This is a genomic window from Bifidobacterium sp. (assembly GCF_022647885.1).
Classification (GTDB): Bacteria; Actinomycetota; Actinomycetes; order Actinomycetales; family Bifidobacteriaceae; genus Bombiscardovia.
Map to the genome: position 1 here is coordinate 973084 of NZ_JALCLM010000001.1, position 25281 is coordinate 998364.

Consider the following 25281-nt stretch of genomic DNA (forward strand, 5'->3'; position numbering starts at 1 on the left):
GTGGCGTATGGAATGTCGACAATCGCTTGAGTCGTACGCGATAATCACTGATGATGTCAGTTCACAGGACATAATGGTAGATATGAGCGCTCAAGATAACCAACAATTCGATCTAGCCTCGGTGTTCCCACACAAGGGTGATCCACGGCGTCCACCAGAGTGGTACGGCAGAGCACTCCTATACACCGGCATTGCGGTGTATCTGGCTTGGTTCATATTCAGGTCTTGGGGCCAAGTAGAGTTTGTTGTTTTAGATATTGTGATCTCGATGTTCATAGCTCTGGCTATGGAACCCTTAGTGCAGAATTTGGTTCGTCACGGATGGCGCAGAGGTGTAGCAGCAGCAGTATCGCTGGTGGTGCTCGTCATAGTGGCTATTGCGCTGCTGGTGATGTTTGGCAACATGTTTGTGCAACAGGTGACAGGCATGGCAGAGGGTCTACCTGATTTCTATGAGCAAATGTCGAAGACCATAGAGCAGCAGACTTCATGGCAGTTGCCAGCAATATCCGATCTCGGTAATGAGATAGTGAAAAATATTCAAAGTTCATGGGTTACTGATTTCGCCGGCCAAGCGATTTCGACAACAGTTGGTTTTATGAGCTTCCTGTTGAATTTCTTGACGGTACTTCTCGTTACGTATTACATCTGTGCAGCTGGCCCCAAAATGCGTAGAAGCATGTGCCAATGGATGAGTCAGAAAAGCCAACGTAAATTTGTGCTGGTTTGGACTGTTGCGCAAGACCAGATATCGAGCTTCCTATTTAGCCGCACGATTTTGGCAGTAATCAACAGTGTGTGCATGTCTATATTCATGGTCATTATGCATGTGCCCTACTGGTTACCGCTCGCAATTTTCTGTGGTTTGGTCTCGCAGTTTGTACCAACGATCGGTACTTACATCGGGGGAGCGTTACCAATTCTCTTCGCTTGGGGCAGTAATGGATTGATGGTTGCGCTAAGCGTGTTGATCTTCATCGTGGTGTACCAGCAAATCGAGAATCTGATTTTCCTTCCAGCCGTTTCACAACGTACGATGGATCTCAACCCTGCAGTGGCATTCCTATCTGTGCTGGTCCTTGGTTCGGTATTCGGAGCTCTTGGTGCATTTTTGGCTCTACCAATCGCCGCGAGTTTCCAGGTCATTTTCAAAACGTATACAAAACGTTATGAACTTATAGATTCACCGTTGATGCAAGATCCGAAGCCTGTGAAGAAGTCCAAGGTTGTGGCTGGCGCAGAAGCATTTAACGAACATGTGATTCAGCCTGTTGCTCTGCATATACCGAGGGCTGCAAGCGGATCAAGTGCACGGGTAACTGTTGAAGATGAAGAGCTTACCAAGCTCCGTGACCAGATATATACGCCTCCCACATCCCAAGATTTGGATAGCTCTGAAACCATAGCTATCCCGAAGGGTGCCTTACGCGGCGGTGCGCTTCTTCAATCGTCCTTATCAGGCGGCGATGATGACCATGATAAGCAGGATAAAACCGACAGTGATCATACAGAAGATGACAGTGCAGATGATGACCACTCCACTCATGACAATTCCACTGACGACAATCCAAGGAATAACTGGCGCTAATGGCTCTTCTGAATATTCTCGATGTCATATTGATGATTCTTGGCGTGGTTGGTATCTTGTACCAAGCCATATGCATTCTCACTTCATTTTTTTCGAAGCCGGTAACCTTCTCGCAAGCACCACAAAATAAACGATATGCGGTCCTTATCTCGGCTCGAAATGAAGAATTGGTGGTCGGCAATCTCATTGATTCTGTGAGAGCGCAGAGCTATCCGTCAGAGCTCATCGATATTTGGCTTGTTGCAGACAACTGCACTGACGATACGGCAGGACTCGCACGTTCAAAGGGTTGCCACGTAGTGGTGCGCGACAATCTTCATGAAATCGGCAAAGGGTATGCACTAACCTACTTACTCAACCACATCATTGATTCACCGTATGCAAAAAGTTACGATGCGTTCTTCGTCTTTGATGCCGATAACCTACTCGACAAGCATTACATCGAGGAAATGAATAAGGCATATCAGTCGGGCTTCAAAATTCTCACCAGCTACCGCAATTCCAAGAATTTTTCGGAGAATTGGGTGTCTTCCGGATCTGCGTTGTGGTACATCAGAGAATCCCGATTCTTGAACTCTTCGCGTATGGTTTTCGGATCCAGTTGTCACGTTGGAGGAACAGGGTTTATGTTCTCCAGAGAGATTATGGAGCGCAATAATGGCTGGAAATTCCATCTGCTAACAGAAGATTTGGAATTTACCATGGATTCTGTGCTCCATGGTGACCGTATTGGATACTGCGGTACGGCAATTTTGTATGACGAACAACCTGTAACGTTCCGGCAGAGTTGGCGTCAGCGCGTGCGTTGGAGTAAAGGTTTCTTGCAGGTGTTCCGCTACTATGGGCCAAGTTTGATTCAGAGAGCGATTCAAGAGCGGGATTTTTCTGCAGTAGATTTGACCTTATTGATATGCCCATTTGCAGCTTTTGGAGCTATTAGAGTGTTTCTGGGAGCATTGTTCGCTGCGTTTGGATTTGTCTCTTGGGGTGGGCAAATCTCTGCTTTGAGCGGCTGGGCGAGTGGAATAGCGTTGAGTATCCTGACGATGATGGGCCTAGCAGCCTTAACCATCATTGCCGAGCGTAATCGTATCGGAGCTTCTAATAAGGAACTCTTTGCTTACTGCTTGAGTTTTCCTGTATACATGCTCAGCTACATACCGATTTCTTTCCTTGCCATTTTTTCGAAGCCAGAGTGGAAACCAATTCAGCATAAAGGTCAATAGATTTCGACTGCAGCGTGGTTAATGCTGGTTGGAAGGCTGCGGAGAGTGCTACGCGCCTGAACAGCTTGCTATGGTTGAGGTATGAGTACACCATATGAGTCAATGCCCACCAATCAACCCCAATCAGGCGTTTATCAAGCGCAGCCTGCAATGCAGCCACAGGCGCAACCCACATTTGCTGCGATGAATCCCGATCCCAATGCCGCTGTGTCTATTCGCGGATTAGCTAAGCAGTTTGATGGGAAAGTTGCTGTTAACGGACTGTCTCTGGATATTCCTGTGGGCTCTTTCTACGGTTTAGTTGGGCCAAATGGTGCAGGAAAGACCACCACGCTGAACATGGTTACAGGTCTGCTGATCCCCGACGCAGGTGTAGCAATGGTGCTTGGCAACAATGTTTGGGCTGACACGAATCATGTTAAACGCATTATTGGCGTGATGCCGCAGTCTGAGCAGATCTTTGACAGACTTACAGGTTTACAGCTTCTCGTATATTCAGGGATGCTCAGGGGAATGTCACGAGCCGAGGTTACCTCGCGCGCACAAGACTTACTCAACGCTTTTGATTTGCAAAATTCTGCGAATGTGATGGTTAGTGACTATTCAGCAGGTATGACAAAGAAAATATGCCTTGCCACTGCGATGATTCATAGTCCACGAATTCTTGTACTCGATGAACCGTTTGAATCTGTTGATCCGGTTTCGAGCGCGAATCTCAAAGACATTCTTATCGAATATGCACAAACTGGCGGTACGGTAATTATTTCTTCGCATGTTATGGCGTTAGTTGAGAAGATGTGCACTCACGTAGCAATTATTAATCAAGGCCAAGTTGCCGCAGCAGGAACCGTACACGAGGTGGCTGCAGGTGAAGAATTGGAAGATCGCTTCCTTGATTTGGTTGGCGGACGTCACGCGGCTGCACACCTTGCTTGGCTAGACGGTGGTGCTGGCGTCGGTGCTGCTGTTCCTTCGTCACCGGCGTATGGCGGTAACCCGTTAGAACCTTCAACGAATTCCAATTCAACTGCCGCTGCAAACACCTCTGATGGATCGGTGAGTGAGTGATGAACAGCATATTCACCATCGTTCGTTTGAGATGGGCCTTGACAATTGCTGCTATGCGCAAATCCTCTTGGCAGCTTATTGGCTACATTTTCAGCATGCTGATGGGTATTTCTCTTGTAGTAGCAATCGGCGCAGCTGCTTGGTTTCTAGGCAAACTTGACTTCAATGGCGGAAATTCTTGGAATTTTGAACTGATGTATACCATCATTGTCATTGGTGGTTCCCTAGCCAGCTTGCTATGCGCTTTGGTGCAGGTAATGCTCATCGGTGAGGGATCCACTCTCAATCCCAAGAAGTTCGCGCTATTTGGTATTCCTGATAGCAAGCTGCAAAGTGGTTTGACTCTGGCAGGGCTCAGTGGCATTCCAGCAATTGCTGGTTTGCTGTCGCTATTCCTTCTCACTCTGTCCTACAGAAGTCTTGGTGTGGGAATGATAGTTGTAGGCATCTTTGCTGCACCTCTGGCTGTGGTCACCATAATGAGTGTCTCAAAATTGGTCATTTCTTTAGCTTCTACGATGATGCACTCGCGTCGAAGCCAAGCTGTGCTATACATCGTGGTCATGGTGGTGATTATTGGGCTGAGTAATACGCCAAACATCATCATGAACTCCGGTGATCCCACTCATTTGACTTTGGAACCATTCACGATGGTGGCGCAAATCTTTTCCTGGACACCGTTTGGAGCGCCATTCCAGCTGCCTTTTGATGTACAGTCAGCAGACTGGTTGGCATTAATCATCCGTGTGGTCATTATTATTGCCACCTGGCTGGTGTGCTTTCTGGGTGGTGTGTGGTGCCTTGCACGCGATCGACGATTTGCTGGTGAGGCTGAACAAGCAAAAAGTCTCAAAGGGGTTGGTCCCTTCGCTTGGATGCCTGATTCTTCATCAGGAGCGATTTCTGCTCGCCTGCTCAGTTATTTGCGCAGGGATCCAAGGCAAGCGATGTTTTTACTCTTCCCTGTGATATTCCTAGTGTTATTCGCGTTGCAGTCATCTAATGTTCCTGAATTGGTATGGATGGCACCAGCATTCTCTGCCTTGTTCCTGATGATGGCGGAAGCAAACGGTCTCGCGTATGACGGCCGTGGTTTTATCATGCAAGCAATTATTGGCGTTCGCGGAAAGGATGATCGTATTGGCCGCGTTCGAGTGTATTGCACTCTGGGCACCGTGTATCTACTGTTGACTTGTGTAGTGGCATTCATCGTTGCGCATTCTTGGACAAGTGCAAGTGGAGTTACTATCGCAATCGTCGTTACTGGATGCTCTCTAGGGCTTTTCTTAGCAGGTCTGGGACTAGCTGAGATTTTCTCCTGCATATTCTTGTATCCGGTAGCAAGTATGGACAAGCCTTTTTCTTCACCACAAGGTCGCGCATTAGCGCAAGGATTCTTCCCATTCATCCATATGTTTGCTTGCGTAGCTGCCATGGTGCCGACTGGAATTGTGGCTATCGTGTTGGCGATTAGCTCTGCAAATAGTTTGTGGTGGGTGCTGGCTCCTGTTGCTGTGCTCAACGGAGTGCTGTTCCTCTGCCTCGGAGTGTTGCTTGGGGGTAAGCTGATGGACGCACGTTTGTTGAAGATCGTGAGCACGCTCGATGGTTTCGCCTCGTTGCAGAAATGAGTAATACGCTTGTCTGAAAGTCATAAGGAAAGCACCACACCCGTCTTACGTCGTAACCATAGACGGGTGTTGACTATATCTTGTAGTGTCATGGTTACTCTAGCGTTGTGCGTGACGTATATTGTGGCTGACGCTTTCGATATAGTTCCAGGTTCACTCACCTTTGTTGGTGTGGATCGTCCTAGTTTTTCTAGTGCCCAACAAGCTTATAAAAGTTCAACTCTGTTCACATCTATAGAAAAAAATCGCGCAGTAGACTCAGCGCAAGCTGCATCTGTGGTGAAGGAATTGCTCGCTGCTGAGGGCTTGGGCAGTGATGTATCAGTGGTCATAGCTGACGCTTCAGGCAAGGTTAGTGCAGAGCACAACAGCAGTGTTGCGCGTGAACCCGCATCAACACTCAAGACTCTCACCGCTTTCACAGCTTCATCAGTGTTGGATATGAATGCCACACTCGATACTGAAGTGTATTTGAATCAAAGTGAGAGCGATGGCGTTGCTCAACTGGTGCTCAAGGGTAACGGAGATATGCTGCTGTCGGACGGGGACAACGATGCAGCTCATATCAATGGACGTGCCGGATTAGGGACTCTAGCCAAGGAAAGTGCTCAGGCCCTTACGGCGCGAGGCATAACCACCGTGCGCTTGTCATACGACGATTCACTATTTGGCTCAGACAGAAAACCTACAGGCATAGAAGAAAATGATGCTGAGTGGCGATATTTCACGCCAATTTCCTCAATGGCGGTTGACGGTGGACGTCAATGGACTGATACGGCACGTGACAGTAACCCTGACGTTGAATCAAGCTATCCGACTCGGTCTACACAAACAGCTCTCGATGCAGCAACAACATTTGCTGCGAAACTACGTAGCAATGGTATTAAGGTCGATGCTGAGCCTAGTGCTGCAACAGCACCCGCCAATATTTCTCCATTAGTAAAGGTCAGTTCCGCGAAGCTGTCTGAAATCATGGCGTTTATGTTGCGTAACTCTGACAACACTGAAGCTGAGTTGCTGGGCAGACTGAGCGCTATCAAACTCGGCACAGGTAATAGCTCAGCAGGAGCAGTGAAAGCTGTTGAACAGACTCTCAGTGGCAACTCAATTAACACCACTAGTTTGCATATGGCAGATTGTTCGGGTTTATCTCCAGGGTCGAAGGTGACTGCAACCACCTTGGATGAGATTCAACATCGCTTCATCGAGTCAGGAAATTCTACAGCTGCAGCTGCCGAAGCTTTGTCCGTTACCGGTTTGGTTGGTACTGCAGCTGATCGTGCCACTAATGCCTCAGCGAATGGATTGCTGCGTGTAAAAACAGGTACGTTAAGCAACGTGACCTCTATGGCAGGGAATGTGTCACGAAGGGCAGGGGGAGCTCTAAGCTTTTCCGTGATTATCAACAATCCTGAAAACGCGTGGTCAGCTACCCAAGCGATTAACGCTTTTATGACAAAACTCCCTGAGTTATAGGATGACGCCATGGCATATTCCGCAGATATCAAGAGTTTGATCGGAGCAGTGCGTTCAAGTCTTGCTGCACAAGGCATCACACGTCAATCAGAGCAATATTCGCAACATGGACAACATCAGCCACAGCCGGATAGCCCTCTAGTTATGGTTGCCTGTTCTGGTGGCAGGGATTCGCTAGCTTTGGCGTGGGTAGCTCATACGGTTTGCGCGATGCTGGGTGTACGTTGCGGTGCTGTAATCATCGATCATGGATTATTCGAGACTTCCGCTCAGCTCACGCGTAAGGTTGTTGACAGTTGTGAGGATATCGGGCTCAAACCGGTAATCAGCCAGAGAATCCATGTGGTACCGACAGGACAGGGAACCGAGTCAGCAGCTCGTGAAGCCAGATACGCCGCAATTTGTGATGTTGCTCAAAATCTCAGTGCCGAGTTAGTGCTGCTGGCTCATACAGCAGACGATCAAGCTGAGACTGTGCTAATGGGGTTACTGCGCGGTGGTGGTCTTGGCGCCTTGGCTGGTATGCCGCAAAGTATGGTTCGTGCTGGTGTACATTTTCTTCGACCGCTTTTGGATAACAGCAGACGCCAGACTACACAAACATGCACAGATTTGAACCTCGACTGGTGGGATGATCCTACAAACGGCGAAAATATGGATGGCAAACTTGGCGTTGAGTATCCGCTGAGATCCCGTGTGCGCCATGACTTGATTCCCCAAATTGAGGAATTCTGGGGGAGTAGTGTCGCACCTCAGCTTGCAGCTGGGGCAAAGTCTGCACAAATCGACTTGCAATATCTTGATAGTCTTGCTGGCGCAGCATTCGAAAAGTTGGTGAAATTTTCAAGTGCATCTGATTCGCTTGCAGGACGGCTCGTAAGTGATACTGCATCACCTATCACGCAGCTGTCGGTAGACGCTACAGCGATTGCTAAGGAACACGCCGCTATGCGCTATCGCATATGGTCCCAGTGCCTGCAAACGCTGGATTTACCACCAGCACGCAAACATCTCGAGGCTTTGGACAAGCTAGCTGTTGATTGGCACGGCCAAGGTCCAATTGTGATATCTCGTGGATATTCTGCGTTGCGTAAGGGGCACGTCATTCTCATATGCAAAGATGGTTGGCATGCAAATCGCTGATATTCAATCGGACATTGACCACGAGTTGGTTTCGAAAGACCAAATCGACGCGAAAATCAAATCGGTAGCTAAACAAGTAAGTATTGATTACGCAGATAACCCACCGCTGCTGGTGGCGGTGCTCAAAGGAGCAGTCAACACGCTAACAGCGTTCTCTCAGGCCTTGAGTATTCCTGTGCAGATGGATTTTATGAGTCTTTCTAGCTATGGGAATGGAACAGAAAGTACTGGGACTATTACTGTTCGTCAGGATTTGAGTGTTGATGTTCGCGGCAGGCACATTCTTATTGTCGAGGATATTGTTGATTCAGGCCGAACATTACAGTGGCTTATGGGTGAGCTGAGAGATAGAGGAGCGGCTTCGGTGGAGGTTTTTGCTTTATTAGAAAAACCTGCACGACGTGAAGTTGAATTCGATGTGAAATACCGAGGTTTTGAGATTCCAGATGAGTTCGTAGTTGGTTTCGGTTTGGATTACTGCGAAGAGTACAGGAATCTCGATTCTATAGCGGTACTCAAACCACAGGTGTATCAAGGAGAACATGCATGAGCTATCCTCAAGGGCCGCAGCAGAGGCCGCCGGCAGGTAATGGCGGCAATCGGCCGGGGAACGGCAACAATCCCTTTAACAATCCAGGTCGTAACGACAATGGACGCAATACCAATGGACCCAATCAGCCGAACCGTCCACTGTGGCAAATGCCACTCGTGTGGTTGGTGGTTCTGGGTCTACTGTTTGCAGTTGCGTTGCAGCTATTCTCCATGGGCGGACCTAAGACCATTGATACTAAAGATGGTTTTGATCTGCTGAGCAAGGGTGAAGTCACTTATGCTCAGATCACGGAAAACAAGCAGGTCGTCAATCTGAAGCTTAAAGATGACTTCGTCAAAACTGATGCCAGCACCGGAAAAACTGAGAACATGGGTAAGAACGTTCAGTTCTACTATGTCTTTGCTCAAGGTGGTCAGGTCGTCCAAGCTATAGATAAAGCTGACCCCTCAGCTGGTTTCAATTCAGTGGTGCCACAGAGCAGCATTTGGTCAAGTCTGCTGGTCAGCATGTTGCCATTACTCATTATCATGGGTATTTTCTGGTTCTTTATGAATCGTATGCAGGGCAGTGGCGGCGGTCTGTTTGGTATGGGCGGTAAGAAGAATTCTGGAAAACTGCTTGACGGTAAAACGCCGAAAACAAAATTTGCGGATGTCGCTGGTGAGGCTGCAGCAGTTCAGGAAGTTGAGGAAATCAAAGACTTCCTCAAAGATCCCTCGAAGTACAAGGCACTTGGGGCTCGAATTCCACGCGGTGTGTTGTTGTACGGTCCTCCAGGAACAGGTAAGACTCTGTTAGCAAGGGCTATCGCCGGTGAAGCTGCGGTACCGTTCTACTCCATGGCGGGTTCAGATTTTGTTGAGATGTTTGTTGGACTCGGCGCATCTCGAGTACGAGACCTCTTCGAAGAAGCCAAGAAGACCGCACCTGCCATTATCTTCATCGATGAGATTGATGCAGTCGGTCGTCGACGTGGCTCTGGTATGGGCGGTGGCCACGATGAGCGTGAACAGACTCTGAATCAGCTGCTGGTTGAGATGGATGGATTCGACAACGATACGAATTTGATTATTATCGCGGCAACTAACCGTCCCGACGTGCTTGATCCCGCACTCTTACGTCCAGGCCGTTTTGATCGTCAGGTGGGTGTTGAGGCACCTGATCTCGAAGGCCGTGAGGCAATCCTTAAAGTTCATGCTAAAGGCAAGCCTTTCGTGCCAAACGTTGATTTGCATATGGTTGCAGTTCGTACTCCAGGATTCACCGGTGCAGATTTGGCAAATGTGCTCAACGAAGCAGCGTTGTTGACTGCGCGTTCAGACGCTCAGCTTATTGATAACCGTGCGATTGATGAAGCTATTGACCGAGTTCAGGCAGGTCCACGACGTCAATCAAAGGGTATGGCTCTCAAAGAGCTTCGTAACACTGCCTATCACGAGGGTGGACACGCTCTGGTAGCTGCAGCGTTGCACAATACTGATCCGGTAACCAAAGTAACTATTCTTCCTCGTGGGCGGGCATTGGGCTATACCGCGGTCATGCCAACCGAAGATAGATATTCACAGTCACGCAATGAGCTGCTCGATCAAATGGCATATGCGATGGGTGGAAGAGCTGCTGAGGAGATCGTATTCCACGATCCAACAACAGGGGCTTCTAACGATATCGAGAAGGCCACCAGTATTGCACGAAAAATGGTTGTGGAATTTGGATTCTCCGCTCGTCTAGGCTCAATCAAGTGGGCCGATGACGATGACCAAACTACTGTGATGGATGGTTTGCAACCGCGAAAGTACTCGGACGAAACAGCTCGAGTTATCGATAGTGAAGTATTAGATCTCGTTGAGAATGCTCATACGGAAGCTTGGAATATCATCACTGAGAACCGTCCTGTTCTCGATGAGCTTGTGCGTCAGCTGCTCGTCAAGGAAACACTGAACGAGAAAGAGCTGAAAGACATTTTCAGCCAGCTGAAGATGTCGCCCGAACGCCGTGTGTGGTTGTCAAACGATCAAAGGCCCGATTCTCATATTCCTCCGGTTGAGATTCCAGAATCGCTCAAACGCGATGCAGGACTGCAGCCGGGAGAATGATATTGGTATAGATCCACATATGGATGAGATACGACTGACGGGGATTCAACCCAGCGGTGTTACTAGTAGTAACACCGTAGGCGTTGAGTCCCCGTCGTTATGGGCTGACGTAACCATGATGCTTGATTTGCATGAAGCAGGTAGCAGCGGCGATATCACCACGACTGTGGACTATGAACAAATAGCTAGGCGTGTGGCTACGGTCTTAGATATTAGCCAGCATGAACTTCTCGAAGCCACGGCTCAGAACGTGGCTGAATCAGTATTGCTCTCACACAGGGTGCACGAAGTGGTAGTAACTCTTCATCAGCATCGCGCGATGCAAGGGCTGAGCTTACAAAACGTCTCAGTGAGTATCACTCGCACTCAATCACAGCATCAAGATTCGCGAGTGTCTGCAGCTGCACTGGCGAGTGCTGACCTCAGTAGTGCAGCTCAACAAGATGCTCGAGACGGGGATAGTCTCAGGCAGTTGTATGAGGGTGAGCACAACACTTCTGGCGCTGATAGCCAATCACCCGATACAGGGTTATCCACTGCGACCCGACATCATGCATTTATTGCTATGTCTACGAGTAGTTCCACTACCGCTAACCAGCTACTGCGAATGTCTATTGTGATGTTGGACGGAGTGCCTGGGAGCCAGGTAATTGGTATTTCACCTCTGTATGGGTATCAATCATCTTCTGGGCTTAGTCGTGCTAGCGCCGTAGTCATGATTGACTGTGTGACGGGAGTTGAGGAGCTTCAGAGCGTCATACACTCGATTGTCCTCGCTCTGACTCAACAATCTCAAGAGGATGCGCATTTGCCGCAAGAGGTAACTATACGGCTACTCAGCTATGACGGTCAGAAATTCGTCGCAACAGCGGGCGGTGCAGAAAGCTATCTGCAAGATTATCCTGAGATAGGTGAAGCGTGGGCAGATTTGGATCAGAGTGTGCATCATAATCATCCAAGTACGTCGACTGATGAGATCAGCAGAAGCGATCGAGATATCAGGGAGCCTATCGCGAGCGTTACAAAAATATCTGATGACTGGATTCTTGGAGGAATGGCATGAAGGCACGTCGTACACCTTGGTGGTATTACCTTATTGCCGCTTTGCTGGGAGCCTTTGCAGGTGCTGGGCTTGTCCGTCTTACACAAAGTAGTCAAATCAATGTGCTCGGAGCGCCTTGGTTTGTGTCAGCGATGTTAGTGTTAATCGCTGCGATAGTGCTCTATATGGCATGGCAAGTGCATCTCTATGTCACAGGAAAAAGACGGCAGATGGATGCTACCCGCGCCGTAAACACTTTAGTATTAGCGAAGGCACTTGGTATCGCCGGCGCAGCTCTATTCGGTTGGTATGGCGGTCAACTACTCATGAGCCTCTCTCACGCAGAAGCCCCCTTTTATGCTGAGGTAATCAAAGAATGTCTGTTTGCTGCAGGAGCTGCTGTGATTGATATGGTTATCGGCATTATCGCTGAACGGTGGTGTCAGTTGCCACCCAATCAAGGCCCCGAACATCCCAAGGTGAAAGCGGCGCAGCGTCGAAGTAACGTTGCTAATACTGCCAACAACGAGTGCTCTGAACACCAAAGCTAACATCAATATCTTGGTGTCTCGCTAGACGAAAGCGCATAGTGCGATACAGATAGCCCTCAAATCGAAGGTGCTACCGATACCGCACTATGCAGCTTATTGCTAAGACTCGAAAAGTTGAGATTATATTCAGGATTGTGGTACCCGAATCATTGCTTCCTGCGCCATTGCTGCCACTAATACACCGTCTTGGGAATACACCTTGGATTGGCTAAGACCACGACCGTGAGCTGCCGTAGGTGTGTCTTGCACATACAGATGCCACTGACTCATATCGACATCTCGATACCACCACATGGAGTGATCAAGTGAAGCATATGAGATTCCTGGCGTCGTCATACTCAATCCTGCTCTACGTAGAACAGGTTCCATCATAATTTGGTCACACCCCAGTGCGAGCATGGCACGATTCATCATCTGCGACACCTCAGCGGTACCGTCGGTACGCATCCACACCATCTGCTTGCCGGAGTCGTGAGACACTGCATGCTTGTCAACACCTAGGAGGATTGAGGGAGTGACGTGACGAATTTCAAAGGGAGATTTTGTCGCGTAATAATGTGCAAATTGCGATTTATCGGCATACGGCGCCATGAGTTCTTTAGCACTGGGTAAGCCCTCAGGATCTGGAATATTCTCAGGCATAGGATCCGCGAATTCGACACCCTCTTGATCGGGAATCTGGAAGCTAGTGATAGCTGTAAGAATCGTCCCTTCAGACTGCGTGGCATTGACCCTACGTGCAGAGAACGAACGACCATCACGCAAATTCTCAACATCGAAGAGTACATCTTGATGAATATCGCCTGCTGTTACAAAATATCCGTGAATCGAGTGGGGAAGACGGCCTTCTGGCACTGTTTTTCCAGCGGCAATAACCGATTGCGCAATGACCTGGCCGCCGTATACCCGACCAGTGGGGAAGAATAAACTTTCCCCATTCACATATGTGTGACTACGATATGCTGACGGTTCACCGAGTTCCAACACCTTGACTAAATGCTCCAGAGGAGTCATCGTATCCGTATTTGGCATAGTTCCCCTTCATGTTTCTTCATCAGTACCGTTCATGAGCTTATCTAGCATGATCAGCTCATGAGTTCTGCTGAACAGTCTAACGGCAGGAGGTAAAAAGCTCTCCTCGTTTTGTAACGAAAAGATGCAGATAGGTAAACGTAGGATGACGAGTCGGCTACCTAAGAGTGGCCGACTCGTCGACATAAGCTACCGACGAAGCTTGCGATGCAAGCGGTGAGGTTTTGAAGCCTCTTCACCTAGACGACTCACTTTGTTTTCCTGATACGCCTGGAAATTACCTTCGAACCAATACCAGTTGGCAGGGTCCTCATCAGTGCCTTCCCAAGCGAGAATATGGGTGCAAATACGGTCAAGGAACCAACGATCGTGGGAGATTACCACAGCGCAGCCAGGGAAGCCTAGCAAAGCATTTTCCAAACTTTCCAAGGTTTCTACATCAAGATCGTTAGTAGGCTCATCGAGTAAAAGCAGGTTGCCACCCTGCTTAAGTGTTAATGCAAGATTCAAACGATTACGTTCACCACCAGACAACACGCCTGCAGGCTTCTGCTGATCTGAACCTTTGAAACCAAAGCTGGCCACGTATGCTCGAGTGGGTACTTCTACACCGGCTACTTCCATAAAATCAAGGCCGTCGGAGACGACTTCCCACAAAGTCTTGTCAGGATCAATGCCTTCACGATTCTGATCCACATAAGAAATTTTTACCGTATCGCCAATCTCTAATGTGCCGCTGGTAATGTCTTCAAGACCGACGATGGTTTTAAACAGCGTAGATTTACCGACGCCGTTAGGACCAATCACACCAACAATACCGTTTCGGGGCAAAGTGAAACTCAAATCATCGATGAGTACGCGATCGCCGAAAGCCTTATGAATATGATCAGCTTCCAATACTTTGGATCCCAGTCGTGGCCCCGGTGGAATCTGCACTTCAGAGAAGTCCAGTTTCTTGTTCTGACGCGCATCTGATTCCATTTGCTCGTAGCGTTCAAGACGAGCCTTGTTCTTTGCCTGTCGTGCCTTGGGGGAGCTGCGTACCCAGTCTAGTTCTGAGTTCAGTCGCTTAGAAAGTTTGGCATCTTTTTGACCTTGGACTTCAAGACGCTTGGCTTTAGTTTCCAAATAGGTGGTGTAGTTGCCTTGGTACGGATACAGATGGCCGCGGTCTACCTCACAGATCCACTCAGCAACATTGTCGAGGAAGTACCTATCGTGAGTCACTGCAAGCACAGCGCCTTTGTATGTGTGTAGGAACTGCTCAAGCCATAATATTGATTCGGCATCCAAATGGTTAGTTGGCTCGTCGAGAAGCAACAGGTCAGGGGCCTCAAGCAGCAACTTACATAGGGCTACTCGGCGACGCTCCCCACCGGAAAGTACCGTAACTGGAGTATCGGAGTCGGGGCATTGCAACGCATCCATGGCTTGCTCAAGTTGACTATCAAGATCCCAAGCATCAGCGGCATCGATCTGCTCCTGCAAGGTACCCATTTCAGCCATAAGCTTGTCAAAATCAGCATTAGGGTCGGCCATTTCCTCACCGATGGCATTAAAACGTCTAATCTTGGCTTTCATTTCACCGAAAGCCTGCTCAATATTTTCGCCAACGGTTTTATCTTCATCAAGCGGCGGCTCCTGTTGAAGAATCCCCACAGAATACCCTGGGGAGAGTTGTGCTTCGCCGTTCGAAACGGTATCAAGGCCCGCCATGATCTTCAGCAAAGTTGACTTACCCATGCCGTTAGGGCCAACCACGCCGATTTTGGCTCCTGGAATGAAACTTAGTGTTACGTCGTCGAGGATTACTCGATCGCCGAATGCCTTGCGCGCTTTGATCATTTGGTAGATGAAATCAGCCAACTTGTTCCTGCTCTCACATTGCTTGTTCTTGATTGTTTGTGCGATTGATTTCCCTATAACAATCAGGTCTTAAATATCCGCTACAGCTTAGCTGAAATACTTGACTGCTGCATGGTTGCAGTTGTACTCGAGATATCCGTTTCTGTAGGGATTTCTATGCTAACTCAATGTATCAATTTTTCGCATCCTTGGAATCTCAACGATCTCAAGAAAGAAAACAACGTAGCTAACAAACAATCCCTACACAATCGAGAACTCTCGTCAATTACAGTGATAATTCAGGTGAAAAATAGTGATATTGCTGAAAGTGATGGAGTTACAGCGTCGCAACCAGAAAACGAGGACGTCCTGTTAAATCATCCGCGGTACGTGCATGTGTAAATCCGTGTTGACGAGCCTGATCGCATAGTGCTTTAGCTTGAGTGATGTCATGTTCCATAAGCAACACACCACCTTGATGCAGGAAGGATGAAGCTCTGCGAATAATCGCTGCAGGTATGCGCAGTCCATCAGCTGAGCCGCCATACAGTGCCATTGCTGGATCCCAATCAACTACTTCAGGTTGAGTCGGAGCGTTATCTTCAGGAATATATGGTGGATTAGAAATCACCATATCGATAGAACCGTCCAGTTCATCAAGAGTGGCAGAGTCAGTGGCATCAGCCAAAGCAAGTTGGTATTGGGTAGGGGAGATGCCGGCATTGTCAATCAATGCGTCGCGGTTCTTAGCAGTCCACACGCTTGCGGCGGGACTGCGTTCCACAGCCCAGACTTGTGCCTTCGGGAGCTCTTTACACAGAGATAAGCCAATAACTCCACTACCGGCACATAAATCTACAATTCGCGGCTTCACGATGTGCTGTTGTTGTATCCAATCAATACCTGACTGAACAAGGCTTTCCGTTTCAGGTCGGGGTATAAACACCCCTGGACCCACTTGCACATCAATGTATCGAAACCAAGTGTGTCCCTGTATGAGTTGCAAGGGCTCTCGCTGCATACGCCGGACAACCTGACTCGATAAATCGTTAAGTAACTTCTGGGGGGTTATTGGTGCTGCAGCAGCTGTTGAGGACAATTCTGGTGCTGATACAGGCATCATATCCACAACGGTTTTGTTAAGAATTTCTGCCATACGCAAATCAGCAAGGCTCATCGAGAAAGCTTCGGACACCAACATCCTCGCATCGTGCTCAGGCGTATCGATTCCTGCAGACAGCAACTGTCCGCTGATGCTACGCACAAGACCGCTCAGCGTAGCAGTAAGTGCTGTGCTGAGATCCACATTGAGCTGATTACCACTGTTGCTCGATGCTTGTGCAAGTGGGCGTGGTGAGGAAGAATTCACTGCTTACGTTCAAGTCTTTCGGCTTCATCCGCACTGATATCGGAGTTAATAATCTCTTGTAGGTCACCATCGAGTACTTGATCAAGGTTATAGGCCTTGTATCCAGTACGGTGATCGACAATACGGTTTTCAGGGAAGTTGTAAGTGCGTATGCGCTCAGAGCGGTCAAGAGAACGGACCTGTGAGTGACGCATATCTGCGGCTTCTGCAGCATCTTGCTCGTGTTTCATAGCGAGAAGTCGTGACTTCAAAACACGCAGAGCAGCTTGCCGATTTTGAATCTGTGATTTCTGATCCTGCATACTGACCACAATCCCCGTGGGGATATGGGTCATACGGACGGCTGAATACGTGGTGTTCACCGACTGCCCACCAGGACCGGAACTCATGAAGATGTCAATCTTCAGATCCTTGGCGTCGATATCAATCTCGTCGTCATCTTCATCAGCTTCCGGAAACACAATCACACCAGCAGCCGAGGTTTGAATGCGGCCCTGTGACTCGGTTACAGGGACACGTTGCACACGATGTACTCCACCTTCGTATTTCAAGCTTGCCCATACGCCATCAGCCGGAGCTACAGTGCCCTTTGAGCGAATAGCCAGCTGAATATCTTTGATACCACCAAGCTCTGTAGTATTTTCGTTCATCACTTCTGTGGACCAACCACGCTTTTCGGTATAACGGGTGTACATACGCAGCAAATCACCAGCGAACAGAGCAGCTTCTTCGCCACCGCTGCCAGCTTTAATTTCCATAATCGTATTGCGTGAATCGTCAGGGTCACGAGGAATCAATGCAGTGCGCAAACGTTCGGCAGCCTCAGGTATGTTGGCCTCTAATCGTTTGGCTTCTTCAGCAAAGTCGCTGTCTTCTGCCGCCATCTCTTGAGCTGCTTCGTAGTCATCTATAAGGTGTTGGTATTCACGATAAATGCTGACAATGGAACCAAGTTCCGCATGCCGGCGCCCAAGCTTACGCATAGCGTTCGGATCGGAGGCAACCGCAGGATCGCTCATCTGCTGCTCTATGCGTTGGTACTCGCTAAGAGCTGTAGCAGCTGCGGGAAATTGTTCATCGGATGGCACTCTTGACCTCTAATCAATCAACATTACTTTTGCGCAGAAATACTGGCATGATTTACGGATATATAAAAACGCCAGTCCAGTTTTAGACATGACAAACATGCCCAAACTGAGGCTGGCGTTACACAAGCTACTTGTTCTTCTTACCGTAGCGAGCTTCGAAGCGTGCGACACGGCCACCCGTGTCGAGAATCTTCTGCTTGCCGGTATAGAAGGGATGGCACTTCGAGCAGACATCGACGGTCATGTGATCGCCTGCTGCAGTGGAGCGCGTAACAAAGCTATTGCCGCATGAGCACAGCACTTCTACTGCGTGATATTCAGGATGGATACCCTGCTTCATGGTTACTCCTAGGGGTCAAGGGAACCGGGTCGCCATATCCTTGTGACAGACGTGAACCGGAACCTTCGAGATTATACGTCGCGGGCGGGATTTGCGCCCCAAGCGCATGCTAGAAGCTCCAGTTCAGAGTGTGAATCCTGTCGAGACTGTGCAACTGCTCGCACGACACCCCGAAAGTCAGACCGCTCGCATACGGGAACACATACTTCCCTACTGATACATGAAGATGCACACTCGTAAAGATCATGCTGAGCACGAAAGAGCTTGTCCATCACATACTTATACAATGAGTATAAATTGATGACAATCAAGCAGTCATTGTTTCCGTGCGACAACGACGTCCGCACAGCAGCATGACGCATATCTCTAAGCTGAAAGGTATCAACTATGGCAGTTGACCGGCAACAGGATCCAGAAGCATACGAATTTGGTAATGAGAAACACCACCAATACCTCGCCGAACTTCGCAAAGATCTCTTAACGTTTGGACAGCATTTCGCCACCGCTCAAGGAGCTTCATACTACCTTGACTCTCTAGGAAAACCAGATACCCAACAAGGCATACACACCTGGATTTCCAGCCGAATGGCGCACGTTTATACCTTAGATGAGATTGAAGGGCACAGCGCAAGTGCATCGCTCGTAGATGCAGCTCTTGCAGGGCTGACCGGCTTGCTCCATGACGACGCTCATGGTGGATGGTATTCATCAATTGATGCCCATGGCATCCCACAACAACGCAAAGTCTGCTACGCCCATGCTTTTGTCATATTGGCAGCTACATCAACCACACTAACAAGCCATCAGGGTGCCCGTAAATTGCTTGACGAGTCAGTCAATATATTTATGGAACACTTTTGGGATGATACACAAGGATTAACCGTCGATTCTTGGAACGAAGATTTTACACAAGCGGATTCATATCGTGGTCTTAATGCAAATATGCACACAGTCGAAGCATTTCTTGCACTCGCGGATGTACTTCATCAAGAAGAGTGGCGCAGGCGAGCTGGCAGAATCATCACCAGAGTCCTAGCTTGGGCAGAGCATAACCAGTGGCGTATCCCAGAACATTTCACGAGCGAATGGGAGCCATTGCTTGAATTCAACAATGATAAGAGAGACGATCAGTTCAAACCCTATGGCGCCACCCCAGGGCATGGCATCGAATGGTCACGGCTTATTACGCAGTATGCACTCAGTGCAGAATCGATTCCAAGCAGAGAACGAGACCGTCTTATTATCTTGGCTAGGCAACTGTTTGGAACAGCGCTTCACGATGCTTGGGCTAGCGCTCGCGGGAATCATCAAGGGCTGAGCTACACCACAGATTGGCAGGGAAACACGGTGGTGGGTGATCGTATGCACTGGACCTTAGCTGAAGCTGTTAATGCTGCTGCCACTCTATATACAGTGACCGGCGATGAGGAATATGCCGACTGGTATCGCGTGTTCTGGCAATTTATTGATGAGTATCTAGTCGACCACGTTAACGGTTCCTGGTTCCATCAACTCAATGCTGAAAATCAAGTAATTGCAACGGTATGGAAAGGGAAACCTGATCTGTATCACGCTGTGCAAGCAACACTCATACCGCAGTTGAGCCCCTCGATGTCTGTAGCATCCGCCCTGAAAGCTCAGCTTGAATCCATCTCTTTGTAAAACTCAACTCGGCATGAGAATGTGCGCTCAGTGCTTCACTCTTGCACTGGCTGACCGCTATAAATCTCGAAGCCTGCAGAGACGGGTATATTTTCTCCGGTGATGGGATTGGATTCATCAGAAGCCAGGAAGTACATGGTTCGCGCAACATCTTCTGGCTGAACTAGCCTGCCCAGAGGGCTGGCCTGCGTGAAGTCATCGATGACTGGCTGAGGATTGCTTTTGAACATCGGAGTCATTGTTGGTCCAGGATTAACATTATTCACGCGAATGCCATATTTTCCATAGTCAAGAGCCATAGCTCGCACCAGATTTACGACTGCACCTTTTGCTGCGTTATACACAGCCATGTTGTAGTCCCCCTGAAGACCGGGAATTGAAGCGGTGTTAACAATCGTTCCTGATTTACGTTCTATCATTTCTGGCACGAATGCCTTAGTTGTCAGAAAAATGGACTTCACATCAGTAGCCATAACCCGATCCCACGTAACTTCATCGAGTTCATGGACTGCACCTTTGGCAAAAATACCTGCGTTATTAATTACACTGTGGACTTGATGGAATTTGCGGTGAGTTGCTTCGGCAAGGTTGTTGACAGATTCCTCGCTAGAAACATCGCATTGTTCAAATGCCACTCGCTCAGGAGTAAATTGCGCAGATAGTTCGTTATATACTTCCTCACCCAGTGAAGCGTTGAAGTCGGCCATCATGACATTCCAACCTTTGTTCAGGAACTGCTTCGAAGCACTTAATCCAATACCTGATACTCCGCCGGTGATTACGACTGTGTTGCTCATCAACTGCCCCTATCTCAAAAGAAAAAGTCTGACCGCATAAAGCTTGGTTCTAGTGCTACTTCTGAACTGCAGTTCGCTTCTCAGCCATGGCGTCACCCGACCAGATAACAGCGATCGCATGTTCTGTGATGCTGCACCGCCGAATTGTGCTGATTACTTTTTGGAGTAGAACTATGTGAAACACCGTAGTGCTGCTGGTTGACGTATGAATCCGCTGGATGCTCTTCGAGGGATATAGGTCGATTGTTGTGAACTGGTGATGATGTCTGCGTAGAAAGGGCGACTGGAATGAGCAAAAGAGCACATCTTTGGCGCTCTCAAGGATACCTAGCATGGTTTACAGCCGACACCGCTGTGGCTGTTGGATCGACTTTACGCGGTTTTGCAATTCCGCTCATTGCCTTTTCTGTTTCACAGTCTTTGGCGACGGCAGGCTGGATCTCAACACTTTCGCTGGCTTTGCAGCAGATATGCGAGCTCTTTGGTGGCACTATTGTTGACAGACATCTCCGTAAACCGATGATTATTGGTAATGCTGTGATGCAGATGGTCCTGTGGTCTGTGGTGACAGTGCTTATGGTCAGTGGACGACTGACTATGTTCATACTGTTTGGCATTGTTGCGCTCTCTGCATGCACCACAGGTCTAATCGGTCAAGCTACCGATGCTGCTTTACGTTCGATTATCAGCATGCAAGACTATTCGAAGGCTAGAAGTATCAATGAAGGCCGCGATGCCACTATTAACATGGCGGGTAGCCCGATTGGTGGCATTTTGTATGGCATCCAACCCTGGTTACCATTTCTGTGCTCTGCTATCGTCTACGCAATAGCTGGTGGCAGCGCTTTGCGGTTGCATATGCATGAGCATCTGCATGCACCGGAAGAATCGGAACAGAGCATTGTTAACGATGCTGCTGCTGAGGCTCAGAATATTATTCACCACAGTACTGAGCAGGCAAGTGCTAGACAGCCATCGTTCCTCAGCGATTTTTTACAAGGGTGGAAGTGGTCTTTTCACACGCGTCGAATTCCGCTAATCATTGCAGCAGCGAGCTTAATCAACTTCGGACTTTCTGGTATTCAATATACGGTTCAACTTCATTTGATTAATATCAGCACGCAACCTTTCCGCATTGGATTGATGGACACAGGAGTGTGCATTGGTATGCTTATTGGTTCCATTGTGGCCAATCGTCTCAGCGACAACATTCATGTGGGCAAGGCTATGGTGGTTGCCTTTTCAATGTCAGTCTTATGTGTGCTGCCAATGCTGTTTAACCATAGTTATTGGGTGATATTCATTTTCTATGCGCTTTTGGCATCGCCATTTCCCATAGTGAATTCCATGCTCTTTGGTTTTGTCTTCTCTAAAACTGATGAAACCCTACAGGGTCGAGTGGCCACAGTAATCTCTGCACCTGCTCAGATGCTTTCCATGTGGTGTAGTGGAATCGCTGGCATGCTCCTTCCCGCGGTAGGTTTTACCGTAACTGCGGGGTTTTTCCTTATAGCACTCGTAGTAAGTGCTCTAATTGCAACATTCTCGTCTGCAATTAACGACATCCCGCGATCGAGTGAATGGTCGAAGGCCGAGCTTTAGGTGATCCTCGTACGCTCTGATGCGTATTTGGTGTGGGGCTTATTCGGCACGATGTGTAGGCATGGTAGTGCTGCCAAGGTGTGTAGCGAAGAACGAGAGTGTAGGTTCCCATGCGCGAGCGCATTCCTGTGCATTCTGGTGTTGTCGCTTATCTCTCGAATATTCTGCTGAGACATGAAATCTCAAAGGATGAGTATCCCGAATAGCGGATTGTTTCCTTGCCTGACTGCAGAAGTCACTGAATGACAATAACTATTGCACAACTAGAATTGTACAATTATTCTTGTGGTGTTACTGTACGTGTTATGACTCAAGAACAATCAGATGAGCACGCCAGAGATAGCGATGCCATTGCAACTATTAATCAGGATTCAATCTTGCTCGCAGTGGCTAATCCCTTGCGTATGCGTATTTTGGGTCTATTGCGTATTCAAGGAGAAAAGAACGTAGGGCAAATCAGTGAATTGATTGGTGTAGCACCAGGCAGCGTGAGTTTTCATCTGCGCAAACTTGCCGAAGCAGGCATGGTGCAACAGGATGTCAAGCCGCAGGGTGATGCACGTAAGAGCTGGTGGAAAGCGACCTACCAAGCAATGCGTCCTGCGGTACGAGATGATGAAGATCATGAGCAACAGGACCGCGATGGTGAAGATGCCAATTATGCCTACCGTCGTGCAGTTGCCGTTGCTTATGAATCCGTGTACGAACGGTATCTGGATGCCCTGCCTGATCTGCCTAGACAATGGCAAGCCGTAGGGTTAAGTGAGGACAGGACCATCGAACTCACTCCTGAGGAAACTGAGGAAATGAGTCGTGATTTCGACGAGTTGGCCCGAAAGTGGGAAGAACGTGCACGTAGCGCGTCGAACCATGAAGGCAAACGTCAGGTCGCTCTGATTTTGCAGGCATTCCCATGGATTCCCTGATTTCAGGCGGGCACAAGTCCCGCTCTTCTTCGACATCTCTTTGGCATACACCACAATATAAGGCATGGTTTACCGCTGATACTGCTTCTGCTGCGGGGGCAGCGATGCAAGGATTTGCGATTGCGCTGGTCTCGTTTAAACTCTCAGGTTCGGTGGTTAGCGCGGGATGGCTTACTACGCTTACACGTGTGCTGCAGCAATTTGCCAATCTCTTCGGTGGCACATTCATCGACAGACACGGACGTAAATTGCTCATCATCGTTAATGGGGTGAGCGAAGCAATCCTCTGGGGAGCGGTTTTCATACTGCTGTTTCGTGGATCTCTGACCTTCTGGGGATTCGCGGTACTAGTTATGTGCTCCTCACTGATCAATGGTTTTCTGGGTGGTGCGACAGATGCTGCTCTCCGCTCAATTATCGAGCTTCATGACTATCCGAAAGCCAAAAGTATTAACGAAGGAAGAGATGCGACAATCAACATTGCTGGCAGTCCCTTAGGTGGTGTGCTCTATGGTGTGGCTCCTTGGCTGCCGTTCCTCATTGCCGCTCTGCTTTACGCGTTGGCTGGAGTGTCGGCTACGCGAATCGCATCTGATCGACATCAGCAGCAGACAAGCGAAAAGCAGCTGTGCAAACAATCTTTTCGTGTTGACTTCAAGTCTGGTTGGCGCTATGTATTTACCAGCAGATTGCTAGTGGTGCTTATCGTGGTGACAGCGTTATTTAACTTAGCTGTTAATGGGGTGCAATACGCCATTGAACTGTTCCTGGTGAGTGAGCATACCAACACCTTTCTTATTGGATTGATTAGCACGAGCACCTGTGTTGGTGTGCTACTTGGCGCCTTCATCGCTGGCAAACTCAGTGAAATAACTCCAGTCGGTATCAGCATTATTACAGCGCTAGTCCTAACGCTTGTTGCTTGTCTGCCACTGATGTTTAATACGTCATATGTGCTTGTGTTGGTCTGTACGGCACTCATTGGATTGCCTTGTCCTATGTACAACGCTGTATGTCTTGGCTTTATATTTGCCAAAACTCCTAATGAGCTACAGGGCAGAGTGAAATCTGCTATGTCCGTTAGCGTTCAGACACTTTCGATCTTCAGTAGTGCTATCGCAGGAATGCTGCTTGGTCGTGTGGGCTTTTCGGCTGCAATATTGGTTTTTGCCATACCTCTTGCCGTTGCTATTGTCATCGCACTCATGTCACGGCAGATTTCGACTATTCCTGCTGCTAGCCATTGGGAACAGACCAAGCTCTAATGTGGCTGGCAGCTGTGCGTAGTGTGTCATAGCAAAAACCGCGGCCGCTGATGTGCGGCCACGGTTCGTGGTGGGGCCTCAGGGGCTTGAACCCTGGACCGAACGATTATGAGTCGTTTGCTCTAACCGACTGAGCTAAGGCCCCAATTGGCGAGAAGCCAACTTAGCTATGTTAGCAAAGCCTACTTACTGCGCAAGTGCTGTCGTGTGGCGCTTCGGATAGATACATGTTCATAGCTAAACCATAAAGATATATCTATCCGATGTGGTGACTGCTTGTGAGGTTCGTGGGTGAGCTATCTGTCTTGCCTCAATAGCAAGTTACCGATAATCAGTCGCTGATACCACGCACAGCTCGGCCTGACGCAAACTTATCCAGAGCACCAGTTTTAGCAATCGCCAAGTAGAGATACCAGCTCATCACACCGCCGATGAGGATGCCGCCAATGATTTCGCAAACCATGTGAATGATGCCTCGTGGACTGATGAGCGCGACGCCTTGGTATTGGAAGAACAACAAATACAAGCCATATTCAATGGCAACCAAGAATCCTGACAATATAGTGACACTAAGTGTCCAACGCTTGTATAGGAATATTGCGAAAGCAATTTCTGCACTCAACCCCTGTAGCGCTGCAGACAGGAACACGAAGCCGAATGAAAATTGGTTGCCTAGCAACATCTCCACGGCGCTGCCTACTAGATTGACATATATTGCTGCTCCTGGCTTGCGAATAATTAACAGCGCCAGAGGTCCGGAAAAGTACCAAACCGCGTGAAAAAGACTTCCTAAACCTGGCAATATTGCCGCCATCATAGGAAATAACCAAGCTGAAACGTAATTGAATCCCCAAAATACTAAACCGCAGGCGACGCCAATAGCAGATGAAACGGCTATATCCATCGGCCGCCACCGTAATAATGTGCGTGTCTGTGTAGTGATGTTATTTGGTGTAATTGTGGTCATGGGACGGTACCCCTCTG

Annotated in this window: 21 protein-coding genes and 1 tRNA gene; 14 read left to right on the top strand and 8 right to left on the bottom strand. The window is 48.7% G+C overall.

Features of this window, described 5'->3' with window-relative positions:
* Positions 1–82: 82 nt before the first annotated feature.
* The 10 genes from LKI20_RS04245 (at position 83) to LKI20_RS04290 (ending at position 12371) form a co-directional block, all read left to right on the top strand.
* Positions 83–1588, top strand: coding sequence for an AI-2E family transporter (locus tag LKI20_RS04245; protein ID WP_291770339.1), 1506 nt, complete (start codon positions 83–85; stop codon positions 1586–1588).
* Positions 1588–2814 (top strand): glycosyltransferase family 2 protein, encoded by a 1227-nt coding sequence (locus tag LKI20_RS04250; protein ID WP_291770342.1) that lies wholly within the window; start codon positions 1588–1590, stop codon positions 2812–2814. The genes LKI20_RS04245 and LKI20_RS04250 overlap by 1 nt, the downstream gene beginning before the upstream one ends.
* A gap of 150 nt (positions 2815–2964) precedes the next feature.
* Complete coding sequence (locus LKI20_RS04255; RefSeq protein ID WP_291773344.1) at positions 2965–3882, top strand: ABC transporter ATP-binding protein; 918 nt, start codon at positions 2965–2967, stop codon at positions 3880–3882.
* A complete protein-coding gene (locus tag LKI20_RS04260) occupies positions 3882–5513 on the top strand; it encodes an ABC transporter permease (protein ID WP_291770345.1) in 1632 nt (543 codons plus the stop codon). Before LKI20_RS04255 ends, LKI20_RS04260 begins: the two co-directional genes overlap by 1 nt.
* Before the next feature lie 90 nt (positions 5514–5603).
* Positions 5604–6989, top strand: coding sequence for a D-alanyl-D-alanine carboxypeptidase (locus LKI20_RS04265; protein WP_291773346.1), 1386 nt, complete (start codon positions 5604–5606; stop codon positions 6987–6989).
* 9 nt (positions 6990–6998) lie between these two features.
* A complete protein-coding gene (gene tilS, locus LKI20_RS04270; RefSeq protein WP_291770350.1) occupies positions 6999–8132 on the top strand; it encodes a tRNA lysidine(34) synthetase TilS in 1134 nt (377 codons plus the stop codon).
* Positions 8119–8682: a hypoxanthine phosphoribosyltransferase gene (hpt, locus tag LKI20_RS04275; RefSeq protein ID WP_291770353.1), complete on the top strand. Its 564-nt coding sequence runs from the start codon at positions 8119–8121 to the stop codon at positions 8680–8682. Before tilS ends, hpt begins: the two co-directional genes overlap by 14 nt.
* Entirely contained in the window at positions 8679–10778 is a 2100-nt protein-coding gene (gene ftsH, locus LKI20_RS04280) for an ATP-dependent zinc metalloprotease FtsH (RefSeq protein ID WP_291770356.1), read from the top strand. The genes hpt and ftsH overlap by 4 nt, the downstream gene beginning before the upstream one ends.
* 19 nt (positions 10779–10797) lie before the next feature.
* A complete protein-coding gene (locus LKI20_RS04285; protein WP_291770360.1) occupies positions 10798–11841 on the top strand; it encodes a dihydroneopterin aldolase in 1044 nt (347 codons plus the stop codon).
* Positions 11838–12371 (top strand): DUF3180 domain-containing protein, encoded by a 534-nt coding sequence (locus tag LKI20_RS04290; protein WP_291770363.1) that lies wholly within the window; start codon positions 11838–11840, stop codon positions 12369–12371. Before LKI20_RS04285 ends, LKI20_RS04290 begins: the two co-directional genes overlap by 4 nt.
* A gap of 126 nt (positions 12372–12497) precedes the next feature.
* Here LKI20_RS04290 and LKI20_RS04295 read toward each other — a convergent pair whose 3' ends face one another.
* The 5 genes from LKI20_RS04295 to rpmE form a co-directional block, all read right to left on the bottom strand.
* Positions 12498–13403, bottom strand: coding sequence for an acyl-CoA thioesterase (locus LKI20_RS04295; RefSeq protein WP_291770366.1), 906 nt, complete (start codon positions 13401–13403; stop codon positions 12498–12500).
* 189 nt (positions 13404–13592) lie between these two features.
* On the bottom strand, positions 13593–15269 hold the full coding sequence (ettA, locus tag LKI20_RS04300; RefSeq protein ID WP_291770369.1) for an energy-dependent translational throttle protein EttA: 1677 nt from the start codon (positions 15267–15269) through the stop codon (positions 13593–13595).
* Positions 15270–15585: 316 nt separating this feature from the next.
* Positions 15586–16524: a peptide chain release factor N(5)-glutamine methyltransferase gene (gene prmC, locus LKI20_RS04305; protein ID WP_434734934.1), complete on the bottom strand. Its 939-nt coding sequence runs from the start codon at positions 16522–16524 to the stop codon at positions 15586–15588.
* Positions 16525–16613: 89 nt separating this feature from the next.
* Positions 16614–17705, bottom strand: coding sequence for a peptide chain release factor 1 (gene prfA, locus LKI20_RS04310; protein WP_291770375.1), 1092 nt, complete (start codon positions 17703–17705; stop codon positions 16614–16616).
* 127 nt (positions 17706–17832) lie between these two features.
* Positions 17833–18045 (bottom strand): 50S ribosomal protein L31, encoded by a 213-nt coding sequence (gene rpmE, locus LKI20_RS04315; RefSeq protein ID WP_034251798.1) that lies wholly within the window; start codon positions 18043–18045, stop codon positions 17833–17835.
* Positions 18046–18432: 387 nt separating this feature from the next.
* Here rpmE and LKI20_RS04320 point away from each other — a divergent pair, with 387 nt between their 5' ends.
* Positions 18433–19707: an AGE family epimerase/isomerase gene (locus LKI20_RS04320; protein ID WP_291770380.1), complete on the top strand. Its 1275-nt coding sequence runs from the start codon at positions 18433–18435 to the stop codon at positions 19705–19707.
* A 35-nt stretch (positions 19708–19742) separates the two neighbouring features.
* Here LKI20_RS04320 and LKI20_RS04325 read toward each other — a convergent pair whose 3' ends face one another.
* The gene (locus tag LKI20_RS04325) at positions 19743–20504 is read right to left on the bottom strand and encodes an SDR family NAD(P)-dependent oxidoreductase (RefSeq protein ID WP_291770383.1); all 762 of its coding nucleotides are present in this window, start codon (positions 20502–20504) and stop codon (positions 19743–19745) included.
* 288 nt (positions 20505–20792) lie between these two features.
* On the opposite strand from LKI20_RS04325, the gene LKI20_RS04330 reads away from it, so the two are divergent.
* The 3 genes from LKI20_RS04330 to LKI20_RS04340 all read left to right on the top strand — a co-directional run bounded on the left by LKI20_RS04330 (position 20793) and on the right by LKI20_RS04340 (position 24297).
* The gene (locus LKI20_RS04330) at positions 20793–22106 is read left to right on the top strand and encodes an MFS transporter (protein WP_291770386.1); all 1314 of its coding nucleotides are present in this window, start codon (positions 20793–20795) and stop codon (positions 22104–22106) included.
* Between the two features lie 305 nt (positions 22107–22411).
* Positions 22412–23032, top strand: coding sequence for an ArsR/SmtB family transcription factor (locus tag LKI20_RS04335; protein ID WP_291770389.1), 621 nt, complete (start codon positions 22412–22414; stop codon positions 23030–23032).
* On the top strand, positions 23020–24297 hold the full coding sequence (locus LKI20_RS04340) for an MFS transporter (protein ID WP_291770393.1): 1278 nt from the start codon (positions 23020–23022) through the stop codon (positions 24295–24297). Before LKI20_RS04335 ends, LKI20_RS04340 begins: the two co-directional genes overlap by 13 nt.
* 68 nt (positions 24298–24365) lie before the next feature.
* Here LKI20_RS04340 and LKI20_RS04345 read toward each other — a convergent pair.
* Positions 24366–24442 (bottom strand) — tRNA-Ile (locus LKI20_RS04345).
* A 186-nt stretch (positions 24443–24628) separates the two neighbouring features.
* Entirely contained in the window at positions 24629–25264 is a 636-nt protein-coding gene (locus tag LKI20_RS04350; RefSeq protein ID WP_291770396.1) for an ECF transporter S component, read from the bottom strand.
* Positions 25265–25281: the final 17 nt, after the last annotated feature.

What these genes read in the sequence shown, in the direction of transcription:
- LKI20_RS04295 (WP_291770366.1), bottom strand. Translation starts at nt 13,403, where the DNA reads ATGCCAAATACGGATACGATGACTCCTCTGGAGCATTTAGTCAAGGTG.
- LKI20_RS04250 (WP_291770342.1), top strand. Translation starts at nt 1,588, where the DNA reads ATGGCTCTTCTGAATATTCTCGATGTCATATTGATGATTCTTGGCGTG.
- ftsH (WP_291770356.1), top strand. Translation starts at nt 8,679, where the DNA reads ATGAGCTATCCTCAAGGGCCGCAGCAGAGGCCGCCGGCAGGTAATGGC.
- hpt (WP_291770353.1), top strand. Translation starts at nt 8,119, where the DNA reads ATGCAAATCGCTGATATTCAATCGGACATTGACCACGAGTTGGTTTCG.
- LKI20_RS04260 (WP_291770345.1), top strand. Translation starts at nt 3,882, where the DNA reads ATGAACAGCATATTCACCATCGTTCGTTTGAGATGGGCCTTGACAATT.
- LKI20_RS04285 (WP_291770360.1), top strand. Translation starts at nt 10,798, where the DNA reads ATGGATGAGATACGACTGACGGGGATTCAACCCAGCGGTGTTACTAGT.
- LKI20_RS04325 (WP_291770383.1), bottom strand. Translation starts at nt 20,504, where the DNA reads ATGAGCAACACAGTCGTAATCACCGGCGGAGTATCAGGTATTGGATTA.
- LKI20_RS04290 (WP_291770363.1), top strand. Translation starts at nt 11,838, where the DNA reads ATGAAGGCACGTCGTACACCTTGGTGGTATTACCTTATTGCCGCTTTG.
- LKI20_RS04320 (WP_291770380.1), top strand. Translation starts at nt 18,433, where the DNA reads ATGGCAGTTGACCGGCAACAGGATCCAGAAGCATACGAATTTGGTAAT.
- LKI20_RS04255 (WP_291773344.1), top strand. Translation starts at nt 2,965, where the DNA reads ATGCAGCCACAGGCGCAACCCACATTTGCTGCGATGAATCCCGATCCC.
- LKI20_RS04330 (WP_291770386.1), top strand. Translation starts at nt 20,793, where the DNA reads ATGAGCAAAAGAGCACATCTTTGGCGCTCTCAAGGATACCTAGCATGG.
- tilS (WP_291770350.1), top strand. Translation starts at nt 6,999, where the DNA reads ATGGCATATTCCGCAGATATCAAGAGTTTGATCGGAGCAGTGCGTTCA.
- LKI20_RS04245 (WP_291770339.1), top strand. Translation starts at nt 83, where the DNA reads ATGAGCGCTCAAGATAACCAACAATTCGATCTAGCCTCGGTGTTCCCA.
- LKI20_RS04340 (WP_291770393.1), top strand. Translation starts at nt 23,020, where the DNA reads ATGGATTCCCTGATTTCAGGCGGGCACAAGTCCCGCTCTTCTTCGACA.
- rpmE (WP_034251798.1), bottom strand. Translation starts at nt 18,045, where the DNA reads ATGAAGCAGGGTATCCATCCTGAATATCACGCAGTAGAAGTGCTGTGC.
- LKI20_RS04335 (WP_291770389.1), top strand. Translation starts at nt 22,412, where the DNA reads ATGACTCAAGAACAATCAGATGAGCACGCCAGAGATAGCGATGCCATT.
- LKI20_RS04350 (WP_291770396.1), bottom strand. Translation starts at nt 25,264, where the DNA reads ATGACCACAATTACACCAAATAACATCACTACACAGACACGCACATTA.
- LKI20_RS04265 (WP_291773346.1), top strand. Translation starts at nt 5,604, where the DNA reads ATGGTTACTCTAGCGTTGTGCGTGACGTATATTGTGGCTGACGCTTTC.